The sequence below is a fragment of the Shinella sp. GW835-FHT14H05 genome, assembly GCF_058793575.1.
Genome location: NZ_JBXAFY010000010.1, coordinates 120747 through 135477, shown reverse-complemented (window position 1 = coordinate 135477; position 14731 = coordinate 120747). Strand labels below are relative to the sequence as shown.

The 14731-nt window shown below is 63.5% G+C and carries 13 protein-coding genes and 1 tRNA gene; 9 read left to right on the top strand and 5 right to left on the bottom strand.

The window, feature by feature from the left end:
• Nucleotides 1-10 precede the first annotated feature (10 nt).
• From AC1Q6Z_RS25375 to AC1Q6Z_RS25365, 3 genes are all read left to right on the top strand, one after another.
• Nucleotides 11-655 (top strand): DUF47 domain-containing protein, encoded by a 645-nt coding sequence (locus AC1Q6Z_RS25375; protein ID WP_492649692.1) that lies wholly within the window; start codon nt 11-13, stop codon nt 653-655.
• Nucleotides 655-1662 (top strand): inorganic phosphate transporter, encoded by a 1008-nt coding sequence (locus AC1Q6Z_RS25370; protein WP_256116119.1) that lies wholly within the window; start codon nt 655-657, stop codon nt 1660-1662. The genes AC1Q6Z_RS25375 and AC1Q6Z_RS25370 overlap by 1 nt, the downstream gene beginning before the upstream one ends.
• A gap of 107 nt (nt 1663-1769) precedes the next feature.
• Entirely contained in the window at nt 1770-2075 is a 306-nt protein-coding gene (locus AC1Q6Z_RS25365) for a hypothetical protein (protein ID WP_435265395.1), read from the top strand.
• A gap of 52 nt (nt 2076-2127) precedes the next feature.
• Here AC1Q6Z_RS25365 and AC1Q6Z_RS25360 read toward each other — a convergent pair whose 3' ends face one another.
• The 3 genes from AC1Q6Z_RS25360 to wrbA form a co-directional block, all read right to left on the bottom strand.
• A complete protein-coding gene (locus AC1Q6Z_RS25360) occupies nt 2128-2928 on the bottom strand; it encodes a hypothetical protein (protein ID WP_492649691.1) in 801 nt (266 codons plus the stop codon).
• Between the two features lie 272 nt (nt 2929-3200).
• Nucleotides 3201-3285, bottom strand: a tRNA-Leu gene (locus AC1Q6Z_RS25355).
• A gap of 132 nt (nt 3286-3417) precedes the next feature.
• A complete protein-coding gene (wrbA, locus tag AC1Q6Z_RS25350) occupies nt 3418-4017 on the bottom strand; it encodes an NAD(P)H:quinone oxidoreductase (RefSeq protein WP_492649690.1) in 600 nt (199 codons plus the stop codon).
• A gap of 169 nt (nt 4018-4186) precedes the next feature.
• Between wrbA and AC1Q6Z_RS25345 the strand changes: the two genes are divergently transcribed.
• From AC1Q6Z_RS25345 to AC1Q6Z_RS25320, 6 genes are all read left to right on the top strand, one after another.
• The gene (locus tag AC1Q6Z_RS25345; protein ID WP_492649689.1) at nt 4187-4942 is read left to right on the top strand and encodes a competence/damage-inducible protein A; all 756 of its coding nucleotides are present in this window, start codon (nt 4187-4189) and stop codon (nt 4940-4942) included.
• 64 nt (nt 4943-5006) lie between these two features.
• Nucleotides 5007-5849, top strand: coding sequence for a universal stress protein (locus AC1Q6Z_RS25340; RefSeq protein ID WP_256116124.1), 843 nt, complete (start codon nt 5007-5009; stop codon nt 5847-5849).
• A 112-nt stretch (nt 5850-5961) separates the two neighbouring features.
• Nucleotides 5962-6459, top strand: coding sequence for a xanthine phosphoribosyltransferase (gene gpt, locus AC1Q6Z_RS25335; protein ID WP_256116125.1), 498 nt, complete (start codon nt 5962-5964; stop codon nt 6457-6459).
• A 193-nt stretch (nt 6460-6652) separates the two neighbouring features.
• On the top strand, nt 6653-7240 hold the full coding sequence (locus tag AC1Q6Z_RS25330) for a hypothetical protein (RefSeq protein ID WP_492649688.1): 588 nt from the start codon (nt 6653-6655) through the stop codon (nt 7238-7240).
• A gap of 626 nt (nt 7241-7866) precedes the next feature.
• Nucleotides 7867-11685, top strand: coding sequence for a vitamin B12-dependent ribonucleotide reductase (locus AC1Q6Z_RS25325; RefSeq protein WP_492649687.1), 3819 nt, complete (start codon nt 7867-7869; stop codon nt 11683-11685).
• Nucleotides 11686-11785: 100 nt separating this feature from the next.
• Nucleotides 11786-12367, top strand: a complete 582-nt coding sequence (locus tag AC1Q6Z_RS25320; RefSeq protein WP_492649686.1) for a histidine phosphatase family protein — start codon at nt 11786-11788, stop codon at nt 12365-12367.
• 3 nt (nt 12368-12370) lie between these two features.
• Here the strand turns inward: AC1Q6Z_RS25320 and AC1Q6Z_RS25315 are convergent, their stop codons facing one another.
• Both AC1Q6Z_RS25315 and fdhA read right to left on the bottom strand, forming a co-directional pair.
• A complete protein-coding gene (locus AC1Q6Z_RS25315; RefSeq protein WP_492649685.1) occupies nt 12371-13450 on the bottom strand; it encodes a DUF6925 family protein in 1080 nt (359 codons plus the stop codon).
• A 66-nt stretch (nt 13451-13516) separates the two neighbouring features.
• The gene (fdhA, locus tag AC1Q6Z_RS25310) at nt 13517-14707 is read right to left on the bottom strand and encodes a formaldehyde dehydrogenase, glutathione-independent (RefSeq protein WP_492649684.1); all 1191 of its coding nucleotides are present in this window, start codon (nt 14705-14707) and stop codon (nt 13517-13519) included.
• Nucleotides 14708-14731: the final 24 nt, after the last annotated feature.

Below are 14731 nucleotides of genomic sequence, written 5' to 3'. Positions count from 1 at the left end.
AGGGGCATCCATGCTTTCGCTGTTTCGCAAACTCATGCCGCGCGAAGACCGCTTCTTCGATTATTTCGAGCAGCATTCCCGCACCGTCGTCGGCGCCGCCGAAGCCCTCCGTTCGGTGCTCGCGGGAGGGCCGGATCTGGAAAAACACTGCGACCGCATCGTCGAACTGGAAAACCAGGCCGACGACATTACCCGCGAAGTGCTGCTCGCCGTGCGCCGCAGCTTCATCACCCCCTTCGACCGCGGCGACATCAAGGACCTGATCCAGTCGATGGATGACGCCATCGACATGATGCACAAGACCGTGAAAACCATCCGCCTCTACGAGCAGACGCAGTTCGAGCCCGGCATGCGGGAGATGGGCGAGACCGTCGTCAAGGCCGCGCATCTCATCGCCGAGGCCATTCCGCTGCTCGACAAGGTCGGCGTACACGCCACACGCCTCAGCGCGATCGCCGAAGAGGTCACCCGCGTCGAGGGCCGCTCGGACGAACTGCACGACCAGGGCCTGAAGAACCTCTTCAAGCAATACGGCAAGACCGACCCGATGGCCTATATCATCGGCAGCGAGATCTACGGCGAACTGGAAAAGGTGGTCGACCGCTTCGAGGACGTGGCGAACGAGATCAGCGGCATCGTGATCGAGAACGTCTGATGGAGGCCACCCTCGCCCTACCCCTGCTGGTCGCGCTCGTCGGCATCGCGCTGCTCTTCGACTTCCTGAACGGCCTTCACGATGCGGCGAACTCCATCGCCACCATCGTCTCGACGCGCGTGCTGCGCCCGCAATATGCCGTGATGTGGGCGGCCTTCTTCAATTTCATCGCCTTCCTGTTCTTCGGCCTGCATGTCGCCGAAACGCTCGGAAAGGGCATCATCGATCCGGGCATCGTCAGCCCCCTCGTCATCTTCGCGGCCCTGATGGGCGCGATCATCTGGAATGTCGTCACCTGGATCTTCGGCATTCCGTCGAGCTCCTCGCACGCGCTGATCGGCGGGCTCGTAGGTGCCGGCCTTGCCAAGACCGGCTTCGACGCCGTCGTCTGGAGCGGCCTCATCAAGACGGCGAGCGCGATCTTCCTGTCGCCGGCGATCGGCTTCTTCCTGGCGCTCGTCCTTGTGCTCATCGTCTCCTGGCTTTTCGTGCGCCAGACGCCCTTTGCCGTCGACCGCACGTTTCGCGTCATGCAGTTCATCTCGGCCTCGCTCTATTCGCTCGGCCATGGCGGCAACGACGCGCAGAAGACCATGGGCATCATCGCCGTGCTGCTCTTCTCGCAGGGCTATCTCGGCAGCGAGTTCCACGTCCCCTTCTGGGTCGTCATCAGTTGCCAGGCGGCCATGGCGCTCGGCACCCTGATGGGCGGCTGGCGCATCGTGCACACGATGGGCTCGAAGATCACGCGCCTCAACCCAATGCAGGGTTTCTGCGCCGAAACCGGCGGAGCGATCACCCTCTTCGCCGCCACCTGGCTCGGCATCCCGGTCTCGACGACCCACACGATCACCGGCGCCATCATAGGCGTCGGCGCCGCGCGCCGCGTCTCGGCGGTGCGCTGGGGCCTCGCCGGCAACATCGTCATCGCCTGGATCGTCACGCTGCCTTCGGCCGCGGCGATTTCGGCGCTGTTCTACCTGACGTTCAGTGCTATCGGAGGCTAGGCGTTTCGCTGCGGCGATAAGAGACCAGCGATTGACGTTCCGGTACGGTCCATTAAATGAGACTGATGGAACCCGCGCGGTTTTTTCAGAACTGGCATTGGAAAGCTATGAACGACAAGGTTTTTGACACCCTGACCGGCATGTATTTCACGGTCGACGACCCCGATGGCAGCTATGGCACCGGTCAGGTCATCCGTCTTGCCGCCGAGGGTGTCTATTTCGTACGCTTCGACGGCAACGAAGTGACGCTGCCCCTGGAACTCGCCTCCATAGGCGAGATGCTGGAGACCACCGACGAAGAGTTCAAGCTCTGGCGGTTCTTCGACACGATAGAAGAGCGGGACGCCTGGATCGAATGGCTCGATGCCCCCTCCAAGCCACGCGTCATCTCGCTGGTAAAGCCGACCAAGTAGGCGCTAATGGCGGAAGCGTTTCCGCTTCCGCCGTTCACCCATTGTCAATCGCTTAGAACAGATCCGGGCCGTGCTTGATTGCATGAAGCGGCTGGACGAAATCCTGCGTCGCCAGGAAATCGAAGCTGTCGGAATGCGCGGCGTTCGACGCATCGTCAAAGGCGGCGGCACGCGCGGCAAGACCGGCGTCGTCGTGGCCGGCATCGGGGGCCGCGAGCTTCTTGAACACGAAGGTGTCGCCGTCAGCGTGCTCGCCTGCCTTCTTGTTAAGGCTGGTGAACTTGACCTGCAGCTTGTTGAAGAGTTCGGCCGTCTTGCCGGATTCGAAGAAATACTTGTCGGACTTGTCGTAATAATCGCCGAAGGCCTTGAGGTTGAACTTGGCCGTGCCGATCACGTCGCCGCCGCCATCCACGGCCTTGAACGTCACCACGTCGCCGGCGATCTTGGTCGAGGTGATGGTCATCTTCTCCGTGCCGAGGGCATAGACCATCTTGAACTTGCTGAAATCGCCATCCTTCTCAAGGTTCAGGCTGTAGTTGAACTTCGTCTTGAAGCTGTCGGTATAGGTGGCATTGATGGCGATGCCGTTCTTCGTCTGCGCGGTGGAATAGGCCAGGGTGCTGTTATAGCCCTCCGCCTTGATTTTCAGCGTCAGGCTCGTCGTGGTCTTGCCCACCTTCATCAGAATGTCGGTGGTGCTGTCGCCGAAGCTGCTGTCGACCTCGACGGTCGCCTTCAGCGTGGTCGAGGTCTGGCTGTACTTCGTCACCTTGACCGTAAAATCACCGACGCCGATGGACCCGTAGGTCTTCTGGAAATAGGCCTTGGTCAAATATTTTGGAAATTTCATTCCCGCCCCCAATGGTATCCCACGTTGAAACATCGGGCGCTAAAAAAGCGAAAGCATTTTTAGCTGGCAAGAGAGCTTCTCTACTTTGCTTGCGTTCCGGCCACCAAGAAAAGCAAGTGTTGCGCGGCCGGCACATTTTCGAATGCCAGCAACGGTGGCAGGATCATAAAGCGCAGAACTCCACCCGTAAAAGTCCAACCGCCCGCCACTGCATCTGCGTCGGCAGGCGAATCAGGTGGCGGTGAAATCGTATACTTGCATCGGGAAAAGTCTGGTGCGGGCGGCGGGGATCGAACCCGCACAGCCAAGGCCGAGAGATTTTAAGTCTCTTGCGTCTACCAGTTTCGCCACGCCCGCATAGCCTGCTTTTCGAAGAGTCAGCACGCTTCGTCAATAGGGCGTTTTGCAAAGGCTTGTATCGGTCGCAAAAAGGGCGCGGCCCTCACAAAGGACCGCACCCCCATTTTTCGGTGACGCTTCAGGAAAACGTCAGGCCGAAAGCTTGCCTGCGATCTTGGCGACGTGGGCGCCCTGGTAGCGGGCGGCTTCGAGTTCGATTTCGGAGGGCTGGCGCGAGCCGTCGCCGCCGGTGATCGTGGAGGCGCCGTAGGGCGAGCCGCCCTTGACTTCTTCCACGCCCATCTGGCCCTGGAAGGCGTAAGGCAGGCCGACGACGACGAGGCCGTGGTGGAGAAGCGTCGGGATGAAGCCGAGGATGGTCGATTCCTGGCCGCCGTGCTGGGTGGCCGTCGAGGTGAAGACCGAACCGACCTTGCCGACCAGCTTGCCGGCCATCCACAGGCCGCCCGTCTGGTCCCAGAAATTGCGCATCTGCGAGGCGACCGTGCCGTAGCGCGTGCCGGCGCCGACGATGATCGCGTCGTAGTCGCCGAGTTCTGCAACGGTGGCGATCTCGGCCTTCTGGTCCGTCTTGTAGTGCGAGGCCTTGGCGACCTCATCCGACACCAGTTCCGGAACGCGCTTGACGGTCACCTCGGCACCGGCCGATTTTGCGCCTTCGGCCACGGCATAGGCCATGGTCTCGATATGGCCGTAGGCCGAGTAGTAAAGAACCAGTACTTTCGCCATCGTGGTCTCCTCAGGTCGAAGTTGCTTTCCGCTTGATCGCGGCGTCAGCTTGGATGTAGCACTTTGGGGGATCGGCGACAGAAGCCGCACGGTCGACAGACTGTTCACCCGCCATTGACAATGTCGCCCGGCACGGTCGCCATTGCTAGACGAAATCCAGAGAGCGCCCATGAGTTCCAGCCCCATCGCCACCGCCGCCATGCTCGCCATCGGCGACGAGCTTCTCTCCGGGCGCACCAAGGACAAGAATATCGGACAGCTCGCCGACGTGCTTTTCCTCGTCGGCATCGACCTGAAGGAAGTGCGCATCGTCGGCGACGACGAGGAGGCGATCGTCGAGGCGCTGAACGCGCTGCGCGCCCGCTACACCTATGTCTTCACCTCCGGCGGTATCGGCCCGACCCATGACGACATCACGGCGGACGCGATCTCCAAGGCTTTCGGCGTGCCCTGCCTGCACGATCCGCTCGCCATGCAGCTGCTCGGCGCCATGTACGAGCGGCGCGGCGTGGAGTTCAACGAAGCCCGTAAGCGCATGGCCCGCATGCCCGAGGGCGCCGTGCATATCGAAAATCCGGTTTCCACCGCGCCGGGCTTCAACATCGGCAATGTCTATGTGATGGCCGGCGTGCCGCAGGTCTTTACCGCCATGCTGAGCGCCGTCGTGCCGACGCTTGCGGGCGGCGTGCCGATGCTGTCGCGCTCCGTCGCCTCGCCCTTCGGCGAAGGCGATATCGGCAGCGCGCTTGCCGCGATCCAGAAGAACCATCCGGAAACCAGCATCGGCTCCTATCCGCGCTTTTCCGAAAACCGCTTCTCGACGGAGATCGTCATCCGCAGCCGCGAAGAAGCACCGGCAGAAGCCGCCGAACGTGATATACTCCAGATGATCGCCGAAATCGCCGTGGCCAAGGCCGCCTCTTGATTCGGATCAAGGTTTTGCCGCGGCGACAGGCGCAGGTTTCCGACGAACCAGACAGGAGGCCGAAATGACCTACAAGACCATCGTGGCAGTGCTGAGCGCTGCCGATGACGCCGGCAAGGTGACGGACCACGCGCTTGCGCTCGCGCGCAAGACCGGCGGCCACGTCATCGGCATCCACGCCGAAGCGCCGGTCGTCGTGACGCTGATCGCGCCCATGGAATATCCCGATCCGAATGCCGTGCTGGACCTGCAGGAGCGCGCCCAGCGCCAGTCGCGCGAGGTCGAGCAGGCCTTTCGGTCGCGCTGCGAGCGCGACGACATTTCCTATGAATGGCGGCTCTTCACCGGCACCGCCGGTTATGCCTCCGCCGGCATCATCGATAGCGCCCGCGGCGCCGATATCGTGCTGGCCGGCCAGTTCGATCCGGATATCGACGGCCCATCGCGCGAAGACATCGAAGACCTGCTCTACGAGAGCGGCCGCCCGGTCTATCTCGTCGCCAATGCGCCGGCCGGCCCGGAAACCATCGAGCGCGTGCTTCTGGCCTGGAACGGCTCGCGCGAAGCGGCCCGCGCCGCCTTCGACGCGCTGCCCTTCCTGACGGCGGCGAAAGAGGTCGAGATCTTCACCATCGACCCGCCGGAAAATTCCATGCAGTCACGGGATTTCTGCGGTGCCGAGCTTGCGGCGACACTCGCCCGCCACGGCATCAAGACGACGGTCGCCTCCGGCTCGTCCGACGGCCATTCGGTGGCGGATGCGATCAACCGCCGGGCGACGGAAATCGATGCCGGGCTCATCGTCATGGGCGCCTACAGCCATTCGCGGCTGCGCCAGCGCCTGTTCGGCGGCGTTACCAGCGCCATGATGCGCGGCGCGCGCGTGCCGACGCTGATGTCGAGGTAGCCCGACTTCGTTGTGGATCGCCCGGCGCCAAGGCCGGGCGGTGATTTCTTTGGGCGGCGAAGTGCTTTAAACAGAGGGAATCTCTGTTTTTCTGCCATCAGGAGCCACCCCCATGTCGTTGCCCGACAAAGCCTTCCCCGTTTCCTGGGACCAGTTCCATCGCGACGCGCGCGCGCTCGCCTGGCGGCTGGCGGATGGCGACCGCGAATGGAAGGCGATCGTCTGTATCACCCGTGGCGGCCTGGTGCCGGCGGCCATCGTCTCGCGCGAGCTCAACATCCGCGTCATCGAGACGGTCTGCGTCGCCTCCTACCATGACTATGTCTCGCAGGGCGAAATGCATGTGCTGAAGGGCATCTCGCCCGAGCTGTCGCAGCAGGGCGGCGAAGGCATCCTCATCGTCGACGACCTGACGGATACCGGCAAGACGGCCGCCGAAGTGCGCGCCATGCTGCCCAAGGCGCATTTTGCCGCCGTCTACGCCAAGCCGAAGGGCCGTCCGCTGGTCGACACCTTCGTTACCGAGGTCAGCCAGGACACCTGGATCTATTTCCCCTGGGACATGGGCTTCACCTACCAGGAGCCGATCGCAAAGGGCGCGCGCGGCTGATATTTTGCGAAGGCGGCTTGAAAATGATTCAATGCTGCGCCGCAACAGACTGATTTGACGATTTTTTTCGTGAAAAGCCGGCGGATGGGCCAAGCCTGCCCGCCGGCTTAATCTTTCCGCAATGCCTCCAACAGATAGTGCTGATATGGCCCGCCGACGTGGCGCGTGCCCTTTCGATCCCTTCAGGCGGTAGATGCGCGGTCTGCGAATTCCCACATCCGCATCGGCGACCCTTCTCCTCGCGGCCCTCTTCTCCCCGGGCCAGGCGGCGGCGGAGGATATCCGCACCATGGCCGTCACGGAGTTCGTCGAAAATAATGTGCGGCCCTGGCTGACCGAGCCGGCCATCCTCAACGCCGTCATCGCGCAGAACGCCGCGCATGCGGCGATCGACCAGGCAGGGATCGACGCGCTCGATGCGCGCTGGCGCGCCGAGCTCTTCCACGCGGAGCGGCCGATGATCGAGGCCCAGCTATCCAATGCGCTCTCGCTCACGCTGAAGGGCCGGCAGCGCGCGGCCGAGGGGCTGATCACCGAAATCTTCGTGATGGACAATCGCGGCCTCAATGTCGGCCAGAGCGACATCACCTCCGACTACTGGCAGGGCGACGAGGCCAAGTGGCTGAAGAGTTTTGGCACGGGCGCGCTCTATATCGAGGACGCGGAGCGCGACGAGTCCACGCAGCTCATGCAGGCGCAGGCGAGCCTGCCGATCACCGACCCGCACACCGGCGCCATCATCGGCACGATCACCGTCGGCGTGAACCTCGACGCGCTTTGACGCGCACGGCAGAGAATCACTTTATCCACGGATCACAACTCGGCCGCGATCGCTATTCCCTGAAGTCGGGAGACCTTAAAGACCCCTGAATTTTACCTATTATTTTTTTCACTTGTCCACAGCTATGCGTGCCGCCGTGCGCCCGTTCGGGGTGAACCTGCTGGTTTTGCAGGCTTCGCAGGATGTCCCCATTTTCCACAGGGGCAGGCACAAGATATAGGGTTCAAACTTCCGTCACAAACCAGCCCTTGACGGGAATCGCCCGGATGAGGTTAATGAAATCCAAGTTGCGGCGGCGGCTGGACCGTATTGTTACGAGGTCGGTTCTCATCACGAAATCGCGTTTTCTGCGCATGTGGCCGGGTGGATGATCCGCTCGCCGCATAAGGGTTTTTGCGCCCGATTTCCTGACGCGCCATTGCAGCAGATGGGGCTGGAAAAAAGAACCTGTTGATACTATATTTAGTATTTGCAGCCATACTCAGCACAAGATACAGGACACTCGAGATCATCGGGTTTCCCGCACGGACTGGAAGATTTGGGCTGGCTGCAAGAGCATTGCGGCCGGACGGGGATAATTGCGCCCTGTTTTTGAGGCAGGATGCGGCAGCAGAGGACAACGGACAATGCGCATAGAACGTCGTTTCACCAAACCTGGCCAATCGGCCTATGCGGAGATCGAATTCCGCAAGGCCATCAGCGAGATCAAGAACCCGGACGGCTCCATCGTCTTCCGGCTCGCCGATATCGACGTGCCCGCGCAGTTCTCCCAGGTCGCTGCCGACATCCTGGCCCAGAAATATTTCCGCAAGGCGGGCGTGCCCGCGCGCCTGAAGAAGGTCGAGGAAAACGACGTTCCTTCCTTCCTGTGGCGTTCCGTTGCCGATGCCGACGCCCTGAAGCTGCTCCCCGAGGGTGAGCGCTACGGCTCGGAAACCGACGCGCGCCAGGTTTTTGACCGCCTCGCCGGCACCTGGACCTACTGGGGCTGGAAGGGCAAATATTTCGCCTCCGAAGAAGATGCGGCTGCCTTCAAGGACGAGCTTGCCTATATGCTCGCCACGCAGCGCGTCGCGCCCAACAGCCCGCAGTGGTTCAACACCGGCCTGCACTGGGCCTATGGCATCGACGGCCCCGGCCAGGGCCATTTCTATGTCGACCCCTTCACCGGCAAGTTGGTGAAGTCGAAGTCGGCCTACGAGCATCCCCAGCCGCATGCCTGCTTCATCCAGTCCGTGGAAGACGATCTCGTCAACGAGAACGGCATCATGGACCTGTGGGTGCGTGAAGCCCGCCTCTTCAAGTACGGCTCCGGCACCGGCTCCAACTTCTCGTACCTGCGCGGCGAAGGCGAAAAGCTTTCCGGCGGCGGCAAGTCCTCCGGCCTCATGAGCTTCCTGAAGATCGGCGACCGCGCCGCCGGCGCCATCAAGTCCGGCGGCACGACGCGCCGCGCGGCCAAGATGGTCGTGGTCGATATCGACCATCCGGATATCGAGGCCTACATCAACTGGAAGGTCAAGGAAGAGCAGAAGGTGGCGGCGCTCGTCACCGGCTCGAAGATCGTCGCCAAGCACCTCAAGGCCATCATGAAGGCCTGCATCAATTGCTCGGCCGATGGCGACCAGTGCTATGACCCGGCGGCAAATCCGGCCCTCAAGCGCGAAATCCGCGCTGCCAAGAAGGACCAGGTTCCGGAAAACTACGTCAAGCGCGTCATCCAGTTCGCCAAGCAGGGCTACAAGGACATCGAGTTCAAGACCTATGACACGGACTGGGATTCGGAAGCCTACCTCACTGTTTCGGGCCAGAACTCCAACAACTCCGTCTCGCTGAAGGACGACTTCCTTCGCGCTGTCGAAAACGACGGCGACTGGAACCTGACCGCCCGCAAGGACGGCCGCGTGATGAAGAAGCTGAAGGCCCGCGACCTGTGGGAACAGATCTCGCATGCCGCCTGGGCATCGGCCGATCCGGGCCTGCACTTCAACACGACGATGAACGACTGGCACACCTCGCCGGCCGCGGGCCCCATCCGCGCCTCGAACCCGTGCTCGGAATACATATTCCTCGACGACACGGCCTGCAACCTCGCCTCGCTGAACCTGCTTCAGTTCAAGGATGCGGCCACCAAGAACATCAACATCGCCGACTACGAACACGCCGTCCGCCTCTGGACCATCGTGCTCGAAGTCTCCGTGATGATGGCGCAGTTCCCGTCGCGCCAGATCGCCGAACGCTCCTACGAATACCGTACGCTCGGCCTCGGCTATGCCAATATCGGCGGCCTGCTGATGTCCTCGGGCATCCCGTACGACTCGACGGAAGGCCGCGCCATTGCCGGTGCGCTCACCGCCATCATGACGGGCGTCTCCTATGCGACCTCCGCCGAAATGGCGAGCGAACTCGGTCCGTTCCCGAACTTCACACCGAACCGCGACAACATGCTGCGCGTCATGCGCAACCATCGCCGGGCCGCCTACGGCGAAACCACCGGTTACGAGCAGCTCTCGGTCAACCCGGTCGCTCTCATCCATGGCGATTGCCCGGACCAGACCCTCGTCATCCACGCCAAGGCTGCCTGGGACAAGGCCGTGGCACTCGGCGAGAAGCACGGCTACCGCAACGCCCAAACGACTGTCATCGCGCCGACCGGCACGATCGGCCTCGTCATGGACTGCGACACGACCGGCATCGAGCCCGATTTCGCGCTGGTGAAGTTCAAGAAGCTCGCCGGCGGCGGCTACTTCAAGATCATCAACCGCGCCGTTCCGGAAGCGCTGCGCACGCTCGGCTATTCCGAAAGCCAGATCGCCGAGATCGAGGCCTATGCGGTCGGCCACGGCAACCTGAACCAGGCGCCGGCCGTCAACCCCGGCTCGCTGAAGGCCAAGGGCTTCACCGACGAGAAGATCGAGGCGGTCAGCGCCGGCCTGAAGGCAGCCTTCGACATCAAGTTCGCCTTCAACCAGTGGACGCTCGGCGCCGACTTCCTGAAGGAGACGCTGAAGGTTTCCGACGAGCAGCTCTCCGACATGTCCTTCAACCTGCTGGAGCATATCGGCTTCTCGAAGAAGGACATCGAAGCCGCCAACATCCACGTTTGCGGTGCGATGACGCTGGAAGGCGCGCCGTTCCTGAAGAACGAGCACCTCGCCGTCTTCGATTGCGCCAATCCCTGCGGCAAGATCGGCAAGCGCTACCTCTCGGTCGAAAGCCACATCCGCATGATGGCGGCCGCCCAGCCGTTCATCTCGGGCGCTATCTCCAAGACGATCAACATGCCGAACGAGGCGACCGTCGAGGATTGCAAGAACGCCTACATGCTCTCGTGGAAGCTCGCGCTGAAGGCGAACGCCCTCTACCGCGACGGTTCCAAGCTGTCGCAGCCGCTCAACTCCTCGCTGATCGAGGACGAGGACGACGAGGATGATGCCGTCGAGGCCCTGATCGCAGCACCCGCTGCCGCCCAGGCCGTCACCGTCACGGAAAAGATCGTCGAGCGGATTGTCGAGCGCCTGATCCGCGACCGCGAAAAGCTGCCGAACCGCCGCCAGGGCTACACCCAGAAGGCCGTCGTCGGCGGGCACAAGGTGTATCTGCGCACCGGCGAATTCGGCGATGGCCGCCTCGGCGAGATATTCATCGACATGCACAAGGAAGGGGCCGCCTTCCGCGCGATGATGAATAACTTCGCCATCGCCATCTCGCTGGGTCTCCAGTATGGCGTGCCGCTCGAAGAATATGTGGAGGCCTTCACCTTCACCAAGTTCGAGCCGGCCGGCATGGTGCAGGGCAATGACGCGATCAAGAACGCCACGTCGATCCTCGACTACGTGTTCCGCGAACTCGCCGTCTCCTATCTCGGCCGCCACGACCTCGCCCATGTCGACACCTCGGACTTCTCCAACACCGCGCTCGGCAAGGGTATCCAGGAAGGCAAGACCAACCTGATCTCCACCGGCTGGACCCGCGGCCACAAGCCGACGCTCGTCCAGGGCGGCCAGGGCGGCGAGCGCGCGCTCGGCGAACCGAAGGGTGCGGCAACCGCAGCGCCCGCCAAGGCATCCTCCGGCAGCAACGTTACCTCGTTTGCCGGCAATGCCGCGCGCAAGCTGGAGCCGGCCGTCGCCATCTCCACCTCCGAAATCGTCGCCTTCAAGCGCGATTACGAGGAGCGTGCCGCGGAAGTCGCGGACGAAGTCGCCGAGGAGGCCACGGACGGCGCAGTCGAGAGCGTCACCGCCCTCTTCTCCGACAAGGCCGCCGCCGAAGCCGCCAGCGCCAAGGCCGACGCCAAGAAGCTCGAAGCCGAACGCCGCATGCGCTCGATCGCCCAGGGCTACACCGGCAACATGTGCTCCGAGTGCCAGAACTTCACGATGGTGCGCAACGGCACCTGCGAGAAGTGCGACACCTGCGGCGCCACGAGCGGCTGCAGCTGATTACAGCACCCCATGACATTTCCTTCCGGGCAGGCAACTGCCCGGAAGGGGTTTTCGGAACAAAGTAGAAACACACGACGACAGGGAAGCCGAGCAAGACGTGAGCGGAAAAACATCCCGCATCCGGGCGACCCGCCTGACGCTGCTCAGCCGTGGCGCGACCGCGTCCAATCAGCAGCCGCGTTTTTCCTCCAACGAGCCGCTCCTTGCCAAAGAGCTTGAACGCGCAACACGGCTCGCGCGTGACATTCCCGCCTTCGAAGACGTGTTGCATGCCCCCGAGACCAGCGCGGCCGAGACGGCCGCGGCCTTCTCATCGAAGCCGACGCTTTGTGAGGCGCTTCGGGATGTCGACTATGGGCGCTGGAACGGGTTGGCGGTTGCCGATGTCGCAGCCGACGATCTCCAGCACTGGATGGCGGATCCGTCGGCGGCGCCGCATGGCGGTGAAAGCTTCGAGCAGGTGCGCGAGCGCGTGGCCGCCTGGCTGGATGGCCTGCATGGGACGGGGGGACGCCGGTTGGCCGTCACGCATGGCATCGTGCTGAAGATCGTTCTCGCGCATGTTCTCGGCGCGCCGCTGACGTCGATCTGGCGCGTCGATGTCGAGCCGCTCGGGTCGCTTTCGCTGACGAGCGATGGCCGGCGCTGGGCCTTGCGGCATTTCGGGTCGGCGGCGTAGCCGTCAGCCCGCTGCGGCCAGGGTCGCGGGATTCTGCCATTCGGCGGCGGCGTGGCCCGGTATATCCGCGTCCGTTTCGGCTCCGTCCGAGACACGGTCCAGAACCTCCCGCCATTGCGACACCAGGCCAAGATAGGTGCGGCTTCCGAACCGTTCGGCGAGCCGATATTGCTGGCGCAGCGTTATGCGCACCGTCGCGCGGCTGAAGCGGTCGGATTGGGCGGGGAAGTGATCGGGTTCCATCCGCCTTGCCAATGCGTCCAGCACCGCCTTGCGCAGGAGCGGCAGGTCCGGGCGGGCGAAGCGCTCGAAGAGCGCCTGGAACCGGGCATGGGCGTCGATGTCGAATTTCAGGTCGCGGCCGAGCGTATCCATCACGGGATTGGCCGGATGGAGATAACCGAGCGGTACGTGATATTTCGGGATCGGCGTGTTGGCCGAATGGGTGCGGCCCGACCGCAGCAGATGCGGCAGCAGGTGCGTGTGCGGCCCGGCGGGCGAGACGCCGCCGGTCTCCGGCCCGCCGATCTTCTGAAAAACCTCGATGCGGCCGATCCGGGTCAGCGCCACCCGATGGGGATGGGCCGCCATGAGGGCGGCGCTCACCGGATTGCCGGGCTCGAAGAGGCTGCGCCCCGCATGGGCGCGCAGGAGGGCGATCAGGTCCGTGTCCGCCGTGCGGATGCAGAAGTCGCATTGTGGCAGCGCCAGCCCGATATCGAACAGCACCGCCTTCCGGTCGGCGGGACGCACCGCCTCCGCGTCGGCCCCAAGCTCCGTCAGGACCTTGCGCCCCTCCATCGCCGAATCCCTTTCGGGCAGGCAGAGCGCCACGCCGTGGCTCCAGCGCTGCGGCTTCGCGCTGAGCGTCTCATAGGCGACCGGAACGACCTGATCGACCATGTCGGCGTTCAGCCGCATGGCGCCGCGCGATGTCGCGCGCACGAACATCGTCGGCGCGTCGGCCTCCAGATATTCGCCCCAATCCTGGTGGAACTCGGCGACCGCCCCGAAGGAGCCCATGCTCCACCCTGCCCTCGCATCGACGAGGTGGTCTATCAAGACATCCCGGAGATCCGCCATGATCGTTTCATCCTTCATCCGTGATTTGCGTGCGCCGGCGGAAACCTCCGCCGGCGCACCCGGCCGTCAGGCGGCCTTCAACAGGTCCCCATGCGGGTCGAGCACGAATTTCGTGGCCGCTCCCTGGTCGAAACTCTCGTAGCCCTGCACCGCATCGTCGAGCGCGATGATCTTCGCGTTGACGATGTCGGCGATCGGCAGCCGGTCGTGCAGGATTGCCTGCATGAGCTGCCGGTTGTACTTCAGCACCGGCGTCTGGCCCGTGTGGAAGGACTGCGCCTTCGCCCAGCCGAGGCCGAAGCGCAGCGACAGGCTACCGACCTTTGCAGCACTATCGACCGCGCCGGGGTCCTCGGTGACATAGAGGCCGGGAATGCCGATGGAGCCGGCTGCCCGCGTGATCTCCATCATCTGATTCAGCACGATGGCCGGCTGCTCGCCGCCCGCATGGCCGCGCGCCTCGAAGCCCACGGCATCGATGGCGCTGTCGACCTCGTCGGTGCCGACCACGTCGGCGATCATGTCGCCCAGCCGGTCGCTCTTGGAAAGGTCGATCGGCTCGAAGCCGACCCTTGCGGCATGCGCCAGGCGATCCTTGTTGAAATCACCGATCATCACGACCGCAGCACCGAGGATGCGCGCGGAGGCGGCCGCGGCCAAGCCGACCGGGCCGGCGCCGGCCACATAGACCGTGGAGCCGACGCCGACGCCCGCGCGCACCGCACCGTGGAAGCCCGTCGGCAGGATATCGGACAGCATGGTGAGGTCGCGGATCTTCGCCATCGCCTTGTCGCGGTCGGGGAATTTCAGGAGGTTGAAATCCGCATAAGGGATGGTGACGTAACGCGCCTGGCCGCCGATCCAGCCGCCCATGTCGACATAGCCATAGGCGCCGCCGGCGCGCGACGGGTTCACCGTCAGGCAGACGCCGGTATCCTGCGACTTGCAGCAGCGGCAGCGCCCGCAGGCGACATTGAACGGCACGGACACGATATCGCCGACCTGCAGCATCTCGACGTCGATGCCCTTCTCGATGACCTCGCCGGTGATCTCGTGGCCCAGCACGAGGCCGGGCATGGCCGTGGTGCGGCCGCGCACCATGTGCTGGTCGGAGCCGCAGATATTGGTGGAAATCACCTTGAGTATCACGCCGTGCTCGATGCGCCGGCCATCCGGCGCCTCCAGCTTGGGGTCGTCGATGTCGCGCACTTCCACCTTGCCGGGGCGCATGTAGACGACGCCTCTGTTCCTGCTCATATCCGTCTCCTCCTCAGTTGAACG

What these genes read in the sequence shown, in the direction of transcription:
- AC1Q6Z_RS25365 (WP_435265395.1), top strand. Translation starts at nt 1,770, where the DNA reads ATGAACGACAAGGTTTTTGACACCCTGACCGGCATGTATTTCACGGTC.
- AC1Q6Z_RS25360 (WP_492649691.1), bottom strand. Translation starts at nt 2,928, where the DNA reads ATGAAATTTCCAAAATATTTGACCAAGGCCTATTTCCAGAAGACCTAC.
- AC1Q6Z_RS25325 (WP_492649687.1), top strand. Translation starts at nt 7,867, where the DNA reads ATGCGCATAGAACGTCGTTTCACCAAACCTGGCCAATCGGCCTATGCG.
- fdhA (WP_492649684.1), bottom strand. Translation starts at nt 14,707, where the DNA reads ATGAGCAGGAACAGAGGCGTCGTCTACATGCGCCCCGGCAAGGTGGAA.
- AC1Q6Z_RS25315 (WP_492649685.1), bottom strand. Translation starts at nt 13,450, where the DNA reads ATGGCGGATCTCCGGGATGTCTTGATAGACCACCTCGTCGATGCGAGG.
- gpt (WP_256116125.1), top strand. Translation starts at nt 5,962, where the DNA reads ATGTCGTTGCCCGACAAAGCCTTCCCCGTTTCCTGGGACCAGTTCCAT.
- AC1Q6Z_RS25375 (WP_492649692.1), top strand. Translation starts at nt 11, where the DNA reads ATGCTTTCGCTGTTTCGCAAACTCATGCCGCGCGAAGACCGCTTCTTC.
- AC1Q6Z_RS25340 (WP_256116124.1), top strand. Translation starts at nt 5,007, where the DNA reads ATGACCTACAAGACCATCGTGGCAGTGCTGAGCGCTGCCGATGACGCC.
- AC1Q6Z_RS25345 (WP_492649689.1), top strand. Translation starts at nt 4,187, where the DNA reads ATGAGTTCCAGCCCCATCGCCACCGCCGCCATGCTCGCCATCGGCGAC.
- AC1Q6Z_RS25330 (WP_492649688.1), top strand. Translation starts at nt 6,653, where the DNA reads ATGCGCGGTCTGCGAATTCCCACATCCGCATCGGCGACCCTTCTCCTC.
- wrbA (WP_492649690.1), bottom strand. Translation starts at nt 4,017, where the DNA reads ATGGCGAAAGTACTGGTTCTTTACTACTCGGCCTACGGCCATATCGAG.
- AC1Q6Z_RS25370 (WP_256116119.1), top strand. Translation starts at nt 655, where the DNA reads ATGGAGGCCACCCTCGCCCTACCCCTGCTGGTCGCGCTCGTCGGCATC.